Annotated in this window: 11 protein-coding genes; 8 read left to right on the plus strand and 3 right to left on the minus strand. The window is 59.7% G+C overall.

All coding sequences use genetic code 11. From position 1 onward, the window contains the following. Positions 1-305: 305 nt before the first annotated feature. The 3 genes from AFK24_RS01770 to rpmE all read right to left on the minus strand — a co-directional run bounded on the left by AFK24_RS01770 (position 306) and on the right by rpmE (position 2,902). Positions 306-1,574 carry a malic enzyme-like NAD(P)-binding protein gene (locus AFK24_RS01770; RefSeq protein ID WP_065831604.1) on the minus strand — a complete coding sequence of 423 codons (1,269 nt, stop codon included), beginning with the start codon at positions 1,572-1,574 and terminating at the stop codon, positions 306-308. A 279-nt stretch (positions 1,575-1,853) separates the two neighbouring features. Continuing rightward, the gene (locus AFK24_RS01775; protein WP_139110432.1) at positions 1,854-2,645 is read right to left on the minus strand and encodes a thermonuclease family protein; all 792 of its coding nucleotides are present in this window, start codon (positions 2,643-2,645) and stop codon (positions 1,854-1,856) included. A 23-nt stretch (positions 2,646-2,668) separates the two neighbouring features. Beyond that, positions 2,669-2,902: a 50S ribosomal protein L31 gene (gene rpmE / locus AFK24_RS01780; protein WP_020293533.1), complete on the minus strand. Its 234-nt coding sequence runs from the start codon at positions 2,900-2,902 to the stop codon at positions 2,669-2,671. Between the two features lie 167 nt (positions 2,903-3,069). On the opposite strand from rpmE, the gene AFK24_RS01785 reads away from it, so the two are divergent. From AFK24_RS01785 to phaZ, 8 genes are all read left to right on the plus strand, one after another. After that, positions 3,070-5,289 carry a primosomal protein N' gene (locus tag AFK24_RS01785; RefSeq protein ID WP_065831606.1) on the plus strand — a complete coding sequence of 740 codons (2,220 nt, stop codon included), beginning with the start codon at positions 3,070-3,072 and terminating at the stop codon, positions 5,287-5,289. Between the two features lie 220 nt (positions 5,290-5,509). Further along, the gene (gene argS, locus AFK24_RS01790) at positions 5,510-7,246 is read left to right on the plus strand and encodes an arginine--tRNA ligase (protein WP_065831607.1); all 1,737 of its coding nucleotides are present in this window, start codon (positions 5,510-5,512) and stop codon (positions 7,244-7,246) included. A gap of 1 nt (position 7,247) precedes the next feature. Next, positions 7,248-7,928 carry an SPOR domain-containing protein gene (locus AFK24_RS01795; RefSeq protein ID WP_065831608.1) on the plus strand — a complete coding sequence of 227 codons (681 nt, stop codon included), beginning with the start codon at positions 7,248-7,250 and terminating at the stop codon, positions 7,926-7,928. Between the two features lie 212 nt (positions 7,929-8,140). Next, positions 8,141-8,671: an ATP-dependent protease subunit HslV gene (gene hslV / locus AFK24_RS01800; protein ID WP_065831609.1), complete on the plus strand. Its 531-nt coding sequence runs from the start codon at positions 8,141-8,143 to the stop codon at positions 8,669-8,671. A 67-nt stretch (positions 8,672-8,738) separates the two neighbouring features. Beyond that, on the plus strand, positions 8,739-10,076 hold the full coding sequence (hslU, locus tag AFK24_RS01805; RefSeq protein ID WP_065831610.1) for an HslU--HslV peptidase ATPase subunit: 1,338 nt from the start codon (positions 8,739-8,741) through the stop codon (positions 10,074-10,076). Between the two features lie 108 nt (positions 10,077-10,184). Beyond that, the gene (locus tag AFK24_RS01810) at positions 10,185-10,562 is read left to right on the plus strand and encodes a gamma-butyrobetaine hydroxylase-like domain-containing protein (protein WP_065831611.1); all 378 of its coding nucleotides are present in this window, start codon (positions 10,185-10,187) and stop codon (positions 10,560-10,562) included. Between the two features lie 363 nt (positions 10,563-10,925). Further along, positions 10,926-12,605, plus strand: a complete 1,680-nt coding sequence (gene phaC / locus AFK24_RS01815; protein WP_065831612.1) for a class II poly(R)-hydroxyalkanoic acid synthase — start codon at positions 10,926-10,928, stop codon at positions 12,603-12,605. Positions 12,606-12,749: 144 nt separating this feature from the next. After that, positions 12,750-13,604: a poly(3-hydroxyalkanoate) depolymerase gene (gene phaZ / locus AFK24_RS01820; protein WP_065831613.1), complete on the plus strand. Its 855-nt coding sequence runs from the start codon at positions 12,750-12,752 to the stop codon at positions 13,602-13,604. The last annotated feature ends 159 nt before the right edge of the window (positions 13,605-13,763 follow it).

Consider the following 13,763-nt stretch of genomic DNA (forward strand, 5'->3'; position numbering starts at 1 on the left):
CTGTGTGAAAACGTCACGAGCGATGACAAGACAAGGCAAAAACAGGCGAAAAAGCGGAGTCTAGGTGTTCTAAATGAGCATTTTTCGCCTGTTTTTAACGCAGTATTGTCGAGCGCAGTAGTTTTCACNAAGACAAGGCAAAAACAGGCGAAAAAGCGGAGTCTAGGTGTTCTAAATGAGCATTTTTCGCCTGTTTTTAACGCAGTATTGTCGAGCGCAGTAGTTTTCACACAGTCTGTACGGGAATGGAGCCCACAAAAAAACCCTGCATCGCTGCAGGGTTTTTTGTGTTTCCGAATCAGCATTTAGCCGTTAAACACGTCATCAACGCTGGTCAGCGGGTAGTGCTTTGGATACGGCAGGGTCGCAACGCCGCTTTCGATGGCAGCCTTGGCTACTGCGTCGGCGATCAGGCCCAGCAGGCGGGTGTCCATTGGTTTCGGGATGATGTATTCACGACCGAATTCCAGCTTGATACCACCGTAGGCGTCGCACACTTCCTGCGGCACAGGCAGCTTGGCCAGTTCACGCAGGGCGTTGGCCGCAGCGATTTTCATCTCTTCGTTGATGCGCTTGGCGCGAACGTCCAGGGCACCACGGAAGATGAACGGGAAGCCCAGCACGTTGTTGACCTGGTTCGGATAGTCCGAACGGCCGGTCGCCATGATCACGTCATCGCGGGTCGCATGCGCCAGTTCCGGGGAGATTTCCGGGTCCGGGTTCGAGCAAGCGAACACGATTGGATCCTTGGCCATCAGCTTGAGGTTTTCAGCGCTCAGCAGATTCGGGCCGGACAGACCGACGAACACATCAGCGCCGTCGAGGGCGTCGGACAGCGTGCGTTTTTCAGTGGCGTGGGCGAATACCGCCTTGTACTGGTTCAGGTCGCTACGTTCGGCGTGGATCACACCGGTGCGGTCAACCATGAAGATATTTTCGATTTTCGCGCCCATGCTCACCAGCAACTTCATGCAGGAGATGGCCGCAGCGCCAGCGCCCAGGCAGACGATCTTGGCGTCTTCCAGGCTCTTGCCGACGATTTCCAGGGCGTTGATCATGCCGGCCGCAGTCACAATCGCGGTGCCGTGCTGGTCATCGTGGAAAACCGGGATATCGCATTGTTCGATCAGCGCTTTCTCGATCTCAAAGCATTCTGGCGCCTTGATGTCTTCGAGGTTGATGCCGCCGAAGGTGATGGAGATGCGTTTAACGGTATCGATGAAAGCTTGCGGGCTTTCCGAGTCGACTTCGATGTCGAACACGTCAATGCCGGCGAAACGCTTGAACAGAACGCCCTTGCCTTCCATCACTGGCTTGGAAGCCAATGGGCCCAGGTTACCCAGACCAAGAATGGCGGTGCCATCGGAAATGACTGCTACCAGGTTGCCCTTGCCGGTGTATTTGTAAGCCAGCTCAGGATCACGGGCGATTTCACGCACCGGCTCAGCGACGCCAGGGCTGTAAGCCAGGGCCAGGTCACGAGCAGTTGCGGTTGGCTTGGTGAGTTCGACGCTCAGTTTCCCTGGACGCGGATTGGCGTGATAGTCGAGCGCGGCAGTTTTCAAATCAGACATGTGGGCATTCCGCTTTTTTTACTGTGGGACAGACGGACCGCCGAGGATACGCAAGATGCAAAGTCCTAACAAGACTGACCAGTCACTACTGTCAAGGGGCGGGGACTACGACTTTACGCTTAATTGTAGGAGCCAACTTGTAGGCCAGACATTCGTTGGAGCGTGATCCTGTGGGAGCCGAGCTTGCTCGCGAAGGTGTCAGGGCAGTCAACAGGGATGTCGCCAGGTAAGCCGATTCGCGGGCAAGCCTCGCTCCAACGGGTTGTAAACCGGACGACTCTACAGACCAAGCATCGCCGGATGGGTAATCGGCATCATCCAGCGCGACTGCCCCGACGCCAGGCCGCCACCTCTTGCGCGGTCGACGATCCAGCCGCGGGCTTCGATCTGCTGGCCTTTCATGCGGCGAACTGCCGCAGTGTCGAATTGTTTCAAAAGCTCAGGCGCGATGCGCAGCACCAGCCCGCCTTGCAGCTCGACCCACAGGCCGCCGCCGTTTTGCTGCACATCGGCGACTTGCCCTGTGACCACGGCGAAGCCGCCTTTATTAATCTGCTGTGCAGCCTGCACGGGTGAACGCCACAGCCCAAGCCCGGCCTGCCGCGCAATGCGCTCGGCGGCCTGCTGACAACCCACCAACGCCACATTGGGCACGACCGCCACCAGATAACCCAGGCCTTCGCTGAGCAATTGCGCTTCGAGATTGGCGCCGGTGCGCCCGTAGACATTGGCCAACGTCCGGCCATAGCGGTCTTTGTCCTGCTGGCCCACCTGTAGGCTGATTCGACCATCACTTTGCGCGACCAACGCTTGCAACCGACGCTTGGCGACTTCGGCGAATGGCTCGGCGGACTGGCCTTGCTTGCCGGTCTCCGGCGTATTCAAGCCGATCATGCGTACGCTGCGGCCATCGGTGAGGCGCAAAGTGTCGCCGTCGACCACACGCTCGACCTGGAAAACCGGCAGGGAAGCGGGCGCCGGGCAAAAAGCCTGGGCGCTGGACAGCCAAATCGCAGACATAAAAAAGGCGCCCGCGAGGGACGCCTTTTTAAGCAGCCTGGAGAAATCCAATGGAGATCCCAGAACGGCCAACCTTACTCTGCAGCAGCAGGAGCTTTGGTTGCGCCGAAAGCACCGAAGCGCGACTTGAACTTGTCAACACGACCGCCGACGTCAAGAGTCTTCTGCTTACCGGTGTAGAACGGGTGGCATTCGTTGCACACGTCCAGGCTCAGAGGCTTGGCAAGTGTGGAGCGAGTTTTGATGACATTGCCGCAGCTGCAAGTAGCGTCAATGGCTTCGTAAACTGGATGGATATCAGCTTTCATCGGTACTTCCTCGGGCTAGCGTGCCGCCATCCAACACTATTGTCGAATACCGCACGTAATTAGGCTGCGGATACTACCAGAGAATCGGCAACACGCAAGCAGCCGTTTAAACCGGTCGTCTGCTAAGATCGCGCATCCGTCATACTCCGTAACAGGGAACCCCCCGCGTGCCCGACGCCATTTTGCGCCTCGCCCTGCCCTCGCCATTGCGTCGCCTGTTCGACTACCGCGCCCCCGCCGGAGTGTTGCGCAGTGCGTTGATGCCCGGCATGCGCGTGCGGGTACCGTTCGGGCGCAGGGAGATGATCGGCATCCTTATAGAAGTCGCCGATCACAGCGAAGTCCCCGCCGAGAAGCTCAAGCCAGCCATCGCCCTCCTCGACCAGCATGCGCCGTTGCCGCCAGCGTTGTTCAAGCTGTGTCTGTGGACGTCCCAGTATTACCAGCATAGCCTCGGCGACACGCTGAGCTGGGCGCTGCCGGTGTTGCTGCGTCAGGGCGAACTTGCCGAATCACGCCAGGAGCGTTTCTGGCAGGTGGCCTCCGGCGCCAGTGTCGACGACCCGCGCATTGCCCGCGCGCCCAAGCAACGCGAAGCGCTGACCACACTCGCTCAGCATCCCCACGGCGTGGCGCATCAGTTGCTCAGCAAGTTGATGCTTAATAAAGAAAGCCTGAATCTGCTGCTGGCCAAGCAACTGGTCGAGGTCGAAGTGCGCAGCCATGCGCCAGCACCACGCCATGAACACTGGCTGGCCCAGCCGGAATTGCCGCTCAATACTGAACAACGCGCCGCGTATGAAGCCATTCGCGCCGGTTTCGACAGCTTCCATGCCTTCCTGCTGGCCGGCGTCACGGGCAGCGGCAAGACCGAAGTCTATCTGCAACTGATTCGCGAAACCCTCGAAGCCGGCAAGCAGGCGCTGGTGCTGATCCCGGAGATCAACCTCGGCCCGCAAACCCTGGCGCGCTTCGAGCAGCGTTTCAATGCGCGCATCGCGCTGGTGCATTCGGCGGTCAACGACCGGGATCGCCTGGACGCCTGGCTCGCCGCCCGCGATGGCGAGGCCGACATTATTATCGGCACGCGCTCGGCGCTGTTCACGCCGATGAAAAATCCCGGTCTGATCATCATTGATGAAGAGCACGACGGCTCCTACAAACAGCAGGAAGGTCTGCGTTACCACGCACGCGACCTGGCACTGGTGCGTGCACGGCAGGAAAACATTCCCATCGTGCTCGGTTCCGCCACGCCTTCGCTGGAAAGCCTGCACAACGCCTACACCGGCCGTTACGGCTTGTTGCGCCTCAATCAGCGGGCCGGCGGCGCGCAGCAGCCGAAATTCCTGCGCCTGGATGTAAAAAGTCGTCCGCTGGACAGTGGCATTTCCGGGCCGATGCAGCAAGCTATCGGCCAGACGCTGGCGGCCGGGCAGCAAGTGCTGGTGTTCCTCAATCGACGCGGCTTTGCGCCGACATTGCTGTGCCACGACTGCGGCTGGCTGTCCGGTTGCCCGCGCTGCGATGCGCGGATGACCGTGCATCAACGTTCCGGCGAGTTGCGCTGCCATCACTGCGGACACGTCGAGCGCGTGCCGCGCCAGTGCCCGTCGTGCGGCAAGGTGGATTTGCGCCCGGTGGGTGCCGGGACCGAACGCGCCGAGGAACGCCTGGGAATTCTGTTTCCGGATTTTCCGGTGCTGCGCGTGGATCGCGACAGCACGTCACGCAAGGACGCCATGAATCAGCTGTTCGCGACGATTCAGCGTGGCCAGCCGTGCATTCTGGTGGGCACGCAGATGCTCGCCAAAGGACACCACTTTCCCCGGGTCACGCTGGTATCGATTCTCGACGCCGACGGCGGCTTGTTCTCCGGCGACTTCCGCGCCAGCGAGCGCATGGCGCAGTTGATCGTGCAGGTCGCGGGGCGTGCCGGCCGCGCCGAAGAGCCAGGCCGGGTGATCATTCAAACGCATCTGGCCGAGCATCCCTTGCTGATTCAGCTCACCGAGCAAGGGTATTTCGCCTTTGCCGAGCAAGCCTTGAGCGAACGCCGCGCCGCTGGTTTGCCGCCGTTTTCCCATTTGGCGCTGCTGCGCGCCGAAGCGCACAAGCCGGGTCAGGCCGAAGGTTTCCTCGACGCAGCCTGCGCCGAAGCCGAACAACTGTTGATCGACATGAGCCTGGGCGGCATCGAGCTGCTGGGCCCGGTCCCGGCGCCGATGGAACGCCGCGCCGGACGTTATCGCGCACAACTTCTGGTTCAGGCCAGCGCCCGCGCGCCGCTGCATCGGCTACTGAACTCCTGGCTGTTGGCACTTGAACAAATGCCCAGCGGACGCCAGGTCAGGTGGTCACTGGATGTGGATCCGGTGGATTTGTATTGACCTTCCCACACAGTTCCGTGGGAGCGAGCCTGCTCGCGAAAAAGCCAGCACATGCGATACATCTGGAGCCTGGAAGACCGTATTCGCGAGCAAGCTCGCTCCCACAAGTACAAGACCGCACATCCATCGCGGTTGGCAAGGTGGCTCCGGCAACGGATAATGCCCAGTTTTTCCACCCGCGCATCCAGGCGCTGCCGCGCTTGCGGTCGAAGAGAGCACCATGAAAGACACCATTCGCCAGCTGATCCAACAAGCACTGACCCGACTCGTCAACGAAGGCGTCTTGCCAGAAGGGCTGTCGCCGGCGATTCAGGTGGAAAACGCCAAGGACAAGACCCACGGCGATTTCGCCAGCAATATCGCGATGATGCTCGCCAAGCCGGCCGGCATGAAACCGCGCGACCTGGCGGAAAAACTCATCGCCGCGCTGCCTGCCGACGAGCAGGTCAGCAAAGTTGAAATCGCCGGCCCCGGCTTCCTCAATTTCTTCCAGAACACCCAGGCTTTGGCTGTGCGCCTGGATGCCGCGCTGGCCGATCCGAAGCTGTCGATCCACAAGGTCGGCGCAACCCAGCGCACCGTAGTCGATCTTTCCGCGCCGAACCTGGCCAAGGAAATGCACGTCGGCCACTTGCGCTCGACGATCATTGGCGATGGCGTGGCCAACGTGCTGGAGTTTCTCGGCGACACCGTGATTCGTCAGAACCACGTCGGCGACTGGGGCACGCAATTCGGCATGTTGCTAGCGTATTTGCAGGAACAGCCAGCTGCCAGCGATGAGTTGTCCGATCTGGAAGACTTCTACCGCGCGGCGAAAAAACGCTTCGACGAGTCCGAGGAATTCGCCGAGCGCGCTCGTGCCCTGGTGGTCAAGCTGCAAGCGGGCGACGCCGAATGCCTGAGCCTGTGGACAAAATTCAAGGACATCTCGCTTTCTCACTGCCAGAAAGTCTATGACCTGCTGAACGTCAAGCTGACCCCGGCCGACGTGATGGGCGAAAGCGCTTACAACGATGATCTGGCCAATGTGGTCGCGGATCTCAAGGCCACTGGTCTGCTGGTGGAAAGCAATGGCGCGCAATGCGTGTTCCTCGAAGAATTCAAGACCGCCGAAGGCACGCCGCTGCCGGTGATCGTGCAAAAGGCCGGTGGTGGCTATCTCTATGCGACCACTGACCTCGCGGCCATTCGCTATCGCAGCAAGGTGCTGAAAGCCGATCGCGCGTTGTACTTCGTCGACCAGCGTCAGGCGCTGCACTTCCAGCAAGTGTTCGAAGTGGCACGCAAGGCTGGCTTCGTCCACGACGGCATGCAACTGGAGCACATGGGTTTCGGCACCATGAACGGCGCCGATGGCCGCCCGTTCAAGACCCGCGACGGCGGCACCGTGAAACTGATCGACCTGCTCGACGAAGCCAAAGAGCGCGCCTATGCACTGGTCAAGGAGAAGAACCCGGAGCTGGCCGAGGACGAACTGCGCACCATCGCCAAGGCCGTCGGCATCAGCGCGGTGAAATACGCCGACCTGTCCAAGCACCGCGCCAGCGATTACAGCTTCAATTTCGAGCAGATGCTTAGCTTCGAAGGCAACACCGCGCCCTATCTGCTTTACGCCTACACCCGCGTCGCCGGTGTGTTCCGCAAGCTCGGCACGCCGTTCGACGCCAGCAAAGGCCAGATCGTGTTGCAGGCCCCGCAGGAAACCGAACTGGCCGCGCGTCTGGCGCAGTTCGGCGAAATCCTGAATAACGTCGCCGAAAAAGGCACGCCTCACGTACTCTGTGCCTACATCTATGATTTGGCGGGCCTGTTCTCCAGTTTCTACGAGAACTGCCCGATCCTCAGCGCCGACAATGCGGATCAACAACAAAGCCGTCTGCGCCTTGCTGCCCTGACCGGCCGCACCCTCAAGCAAGGCCTGGATCTCTTGGGCCTGGAAACTCTGGAGCGTATGTAAGTTGGCAGTTGCGAAGAAGAAACCGGCTCCCAAGCGCGGCGCCAGCCGTTATCAGGCACCCGCGAAGAAGCCGATTCCTGGATGGTTGTGGCTGGTAATTGGCCTGAGCGTTGGTGCGTTCGTGGTGTTTTTGATGAAGCTCGAACCCGGTGGCGAAGACGTCAAGCGGGTCAAGGCCGACGCCAAGGCAGCGAAAATTGCCGAAGCGAACAAGACGCCGCCGAGCCCGACTGCACCAGTGAAGCCCAAGTACGACTTCTACACGCTGCTGCCTGAATCGGAAGTCATCGTGCCCAACGAAGCCGTGCCGGAAAAAACCCCGCCACCGGTGGTCGTTCCGGTTTCACCGGAGCAGGCTGCGAAAATCGATACGGCACGCGCCCAGGCAGCACTCAGCGGCCTGACCCCGCCACCGCCGCCACCGGTTGCGAAACCTGCGGCGGTTACGCAGTTCTTCCTGCAAGCGGGCTCGTTCCGCAAGAAAGAGGATGCGGACAAGGTGCGCGCGCAGATCATTTTGCTGGGGCAAACGGCCGGGGTTGAATCGGGTACAGTCAAGGAAGAAACCTGGTACCGCGTATTGGTCGGGCCGTTCAGCAATCGTGAACAGCTGACCGTTGCCCAGAAGCAACTGGCGGGTGGCGGGTTTAGTAACCTGTTGTTGCAGCAGCGCAGTAAGTAAAACTCATATTCTGTTGGAGCGAGGCTTGCCCGCGAACCCAGACAACCCGGTGGCCCAGACACACCGCGTTATCGTTCTTCGCGGGCAAGCCTCGCTCCAACAGACGTAACACCATTCATCCCTCAACCTTGCTCAAGGTTGAAATACCCTTCCCCACCCCCATATGAGTTTGCACCAGGGCATTTTCGCCCCGCTGCGTGGAGACTCTCCCCTTGACCACCATCGTTTCAGTGCGCCGCCACGGCAAAGTTGTCATGGCTGGCGACGGCCAGGTTTCTCTGGGCAACACCGTCATGAAAGGCAACGCGAAGAAAGTGCGTCGTCTTTACCATGGTGAAGTGATCGCCGGTTTCGCCGGGGCCACAGCCGATGCGTTCACTCTTTTCGAACGCTTCGAAGGGCAGCTTGAGAAGCACCAAGGTCATCTGGTGCGTGCCGCCGTCGAACTCGCCAAAGAATGGCGTACCGACCGCTCCCTCAGCCGTCTTGAGGCCATGCTCGCCGTTGCCAACAAAGACGCTTCGTTGATCATCACCGGTAACGGCGACGTCGTTGAGCCCGAAGATGGCTTGATCGCCATGGGTTCCGGCGGTCCTTACGCACAGGCCGCCGCACGCGCCTTGCTGCTCAAGACTGAACTCTCGGCCCGTGAAATCGCCGAAACCGCATTGCATATCGCGGGCGACATCTGCGTGTTCACCAACCACACCATCACCATTGAGGAGCAGGACCTCGCTGAATGAGCCTGCCTCGGCCGCTCCCATGAGCGGCCATGCAGACCTTGATTCAGCTGGAGGACCGCCAACTACCATGTCAATGACTCCCCGTGAAATCGTCCACGAACTCAATCGCCATATCATCGGCCAGGACGATGCCAAGCGCGCCGTCGCCATCGCCCTGCGTAATCGCTGGCGCCGGATGCAGTTGCCGGAAGAGCTGCGCGTTGAAGTAACGCCCAAGAACATCCTGATGATCGGCCCGACCGGCGTCGGCAAGACCGAAATCGCCCGTCGCCTGGCCAAGCTGGCCAATGCGCCTTTCATCAAGGTCGAAGCGACCAAGTTCACCGAAGTCGGCTATGTCGGCCGCGACGTTGAGTCGATCATCCGCGACCTCGCCGACGCCGCCATCAAGCTGTTGCGCGAGCAGGAAATCGTCAAGGTGCGCCATCGCGCCGAAGACGCCGCCGAAGAACGCATTCTCGATGCCCTGTTGCCGCCAGCCCGTGCCGGCTTCAACGAAGACGCCGCGCCGGCCAGCGATTCCAACACCCGTCAGTTGTTCCGTAAGCGCCTGCGCGAAGGCCAGCTGGACGACAAGGAAATCGAAATCGAGATCAGCGAATCCGTGGGTGTCGATATTTCTGCGCCGCCAGGCATGGAAGAGATGACCAATCAGTTGCAAAGCCTGTTCGCCAACATGGGCAAGGGCAAGAAGAAGAGCCGCAAGCTCAAGGTCAAGGAAGCGCTGAAACTGGTGCGCGAAGAAGAGGCCGGTCGCCTCGTCAACGAAGAAGAACTCAAGGCCAAGGCGCTGGAAGCCGTCGAGCAGCACGGCATCGTGTTCATCGACGAAATCGACAAGGTTGCCAAGCGCGGTAACTCTGGCGGCGTCGACGTTTCCCGCGAAGGCGTGCAGCGCGACTTGCTGCCGCTGATCGAAGGCTGCACGGTCAACACCAAGCTGGGCATGGTCAAGACTGACCACATCCTGTTCATTGCTTCCGGCGCGTTCCACCTGAGCAAGCCGAGTGACTTGGTGCCCGAGCTGCAAGGTCGCCTGCCGATTCGCGTTGAACTCAAAGCGCTAACGCCGCAGGATTTCGAACGCATCCTCAGCGAACCACACGCATCGTTGACCGAGCAATACTGCGCGCTGCTCAAGACCGAAGGCTTGAACATCGAATTCCAGCCAGACGGCATCAAGCGCATCGCCGAGATTGCCTGGCAGGTGAACGAGAAGACCGAAAACATCGGTGCCCGTCGTCTGCACACCTTGCTTGAGCGACTGCTTGAAGAAGTGTCGTTCAGCGCCGGTGACCTGGCCAGCGCGCCGGGTGCAGAGGTGATCCGGATCGATGCCGACTACGTCAACAGTCACCTGGGTGAACTGGCGAAAGACGAAGATCTGTCGCGGTATATTCTTTAAGTTGAATCCGTTGGAGCGAGGCTTGCCCGCGAACCGGTCGACGCGGAGCATCAGTCATACCGTGCACAATCATTCGCGGGCAAGCCTCGCTCCAACGGGGTTCCGACCATGCCCAAAATACCCACCGCCATCCAGCTCCACAAAGCCTCGAAAACCCTGACACTCAAATACGGGCTCGACGAGGAATATCATCTGCCGGCTGAATTCCTGCGGGTGCATTCGCCTTCCGCCGAGGTTCAGGGCCATGGCAAACCGATCCTGCAATTCGGCAAGCTGGGTGTTGGCTTGACCAAGGTCGAACCGGCCGGTCAGTACGCACTGAAATTGACCTTCGATGATGGTCATGACAGCGGATTGTTCACCTGGGAATATCTCTATCAACTGGCGCAACGCCAGGAATCCCTCTGGGACGATTATTTGCTGGAGCTGAAAAACGCCGGCAAATCCCGCGATCCTTCCGAGCAAATCGTCAAGCTGATGCTGTAATCGCTCTAGCCCGCAGCTCTTGGCCGCCGGGCATTTTAGGACGCGCTTTCTAATTCCTTTTGTTTCAATGTTCCGCGCAGCGGCCAATGACTGGCGCTGCTTGCGAATTTTTGAAATCTCGCGTAACCAATGACTCTGGCAAGTTCCCTGCATTGAAAAACATGCAGCAGAAAGGGTGTGCATCGTAAACCGTCGCAGGGAGCGCAGCTGTTCAGATGCGCAAGACGGTGGCGATGCCGGTTCCCTTGGAACAAGTGTTTTTAGCCATCATCGGTAACCCGAGCAATAGTGCTGGCATTAGCCTGTGGCGCTGTTTTTTCACAGGGAAGTCAGCGCTCGTCTCAGGACAATGGAGCGTCGTAGATGAGTAGCAAAAGCAACGATGACCTGCAAAAGCAAGCTTCTGAACACACCCTGGGACTCAATCCCGTGGTGGGCTTGCGCCGTAAGGATTTACTCACCACTGCGCGGACGGTGTTACGTCAGGCGCTGAAGCAACCCTGGCACAGCGCCAAGCATGTCGCGCATTTTGGCCTCGAACTCAAGAACGTATTGCTGGGCAAATCGGCCCTGCAACCGGACAGCGACGATCGACGTTTTCTCGACCCGGCCTGGAGCCAGAACCCGCTGTATCGCCGTTATCTGCAGACCTACCTGGCCTGGCGCAAGGAGCTTCACGAATGGGTCGGTTCCAGCAATCTGTCACCGCAGGACATCAGTCGTGGTCACTTTGTGATCAATCTGCTGACCGAAGCCATGTCGCCCACCAACAGCGCGGCCAACCCCGCAGCGGTCAAGCGCTTCTTCGAAACGGGCGGCAAAAGCGTGCTCGACGGTCTGTCGCATCTGGCCAAGGATCTGGTGCACAACGGCGGCATGCCGAGCCAGGTCAACATGGACGCTTTCGAAGTCGGCAAGAGTCTGGGCACCACCGAAGGCGCCGTGGTGTATCGCAATGACGTGCTGGAACTGATCCAGTACAAGCCGATCACCGAGCAGGTGTATGAACGACCGCTACTGGTCGTTCCGCCGCAAATCAACAAGTTCTACGTATTCGATCTGAGTCCTGAAAAAAGCCTGGCGCGCTTCTGCCTGCGCAGCCAAGTGCAGACGTTTATCGTCAGCTGGCGCAACCCGACCAAGGCCCAGCGCGAATGGGGACTGTCAACGTACATCGACGCCCTCAAGGACGCGGTGGAAGTGGTCATGGCCATCACCGGCAGCAAAGACATCAATATGCTGGGCGCCTGTTCCGGCGGCATCACCTGCACCGCGCTGCTCGGGCATTACGCGGCGCTGGGCGAGCAGAAGGTCAATGCCCTGACGTTGCTGGTCAGCGTCCTCGATACCACGCTGGACAGCGATGTGGCGCTGTTCGTCGACGAGCAAACCCTGGAGTCGGCCAAGCGCCATTCCTATCAGGCCGGCGTGCTGGAAGGGCGCGACATGGCCAAGATCTTTGCCTGGATGCGGCCCAACGATCTGATCTGGAATTACTGGGTCAACAATTACCTGCTGGGCAACGAACCGCCGGTATTCGACATCCTGTTCTGGAACAACGACACCACGCGTCTGCCGGCGGCGTTTCATGGCGACCTGATCGAGATGTTCAAGAACAATCCACTGATCAGGCCCAACGCCCTGGAAGTCTGCGGCACGCCGATTGACCTCAAGCAGGTCACCAGCGACGTGTTCTGCCTGGCTGGCACCAACGATCACATCACGCCGTGGCTGTCCTGCTACAAGTCGGCGCAGTTGTTTGGCGGCAAGACTGAATTCGTGCTGTCCAGCAGCGGTCACATACAGAGCATTCTCAACCCGCCGGGCAATCCCAAGTCGCGCTACATGACCAATACCGATATGCCCGCAGACCCCAAGGTCTGGCAAGAGAACGGCACCAAACACACCGATTCCTGGTGGCTGCACTGGCAAACCTGGCAGGCCGAGCGTTCGGGCAAGCTGAAAAAGACCCCGGCGCAGCTGGGTAATAAAACCTGGCCGGCGGGCGAGGCATCGCCGGGTACGTATGTTCATGAGCGCTGACGGCTGACGCTTTGGCTGTCTGTGGGACCGGATTTATCCGGGAAGAGGCCCGTATATCCGCTGCATTCTCGTCGTCGGAAATGCCGCCTTCCCGGATAAATCCGGTCCCACGAGCTCCTCATAAATTCAATTGGGCTTTCGTGCATGCCGCTACCGTTTATTTTTCGCACCATTGATTTGAATGGTCACAGCATTCGCACCGCAGTGCGCCCCGGCAAGCCTCATTTGACACCCTTGCTGATTTTCAACGGCATCGGTGCCAACCTGGAGCTGGTGTTTCCGTTCGTCGATGCGCTGGACCCGGATCTGGAAGTGATTGCGTTCGATGTGCCGGGCGTTGGCGGTTCTTCGACGCCCAACCGGCCTTATCGCTTTCCTGGCCTGGCCAAGCTGGCGGCGCGGATGCTCGATTATCTGGATTACGGTCAGGTCAATGTCATCGGCGTTTCGTGGGGCGGCGCGCTGGCCCAGCAGTTCGCCTATGATTACCCGGAGCGTTGCAAAAAGCTGGTGCTGGCGGCAACGGCGGCGGGCGCGGTCATGGTGCCGGGCAAACCCCGCGTACTGTGGTTGATGGCCAGCCCGCGACGTTATATCCAGCCGTCCCACGTGATTCGTATCGCGCCGGAAATCTACGGCGGTGCTTTTCGGCGCGATCCGCATCTCGCGGCGAACCATGCGGCCAAGGTCCGCTCGTCCGGCAAGCTGGGTTACTACTGGCAGTTGTTCGCGGGCATGGGCTGGACCAGCATTCACTGGCTGCACAAGATCCATCAGCCGACGCTGGTGCTGGCCGGTGACGACGACCCGCTGATCCCGCTGATCAATATGCGACTTCTGGCCTGGCGGATACCCAATGCCCAGCTACACATAATCGATGACGGTCATTTGTTTTTGATCACCCGGGCTGAAGCCGTGGCCCCGATCATCATGAAATTTCTGGAGCAGGAACGGCAGCGCGCCGTCATGCATCCGCATCCCGCGCCCGGCGCGCGCTGAATTCATCGTCTTTAATCCACCACTCAAGGTTCGCGATTCACGATTGGCAAGACGCTTCACTGACTGCGCGCGAAGAATGGAGTATCGCTACGGCGCAGAACGACGCAAGCCCGCTGGGACAGGGTCTTGCGTAGCTGTATTGGTTCGATGGTACGACGA

It is taken from the genome of Pseudomonas syringae (genome assembly GCF_001698815.1).
In the GTDB taxonomy this organism is placed as follows: domain Bacteria; phylum Pseudomonadota; class Gammaproteobacteria; order Pseudomonadales; family Pseudomonadaceae; genus Aquipseudomonas; species Aquipseudomonas syringae_A.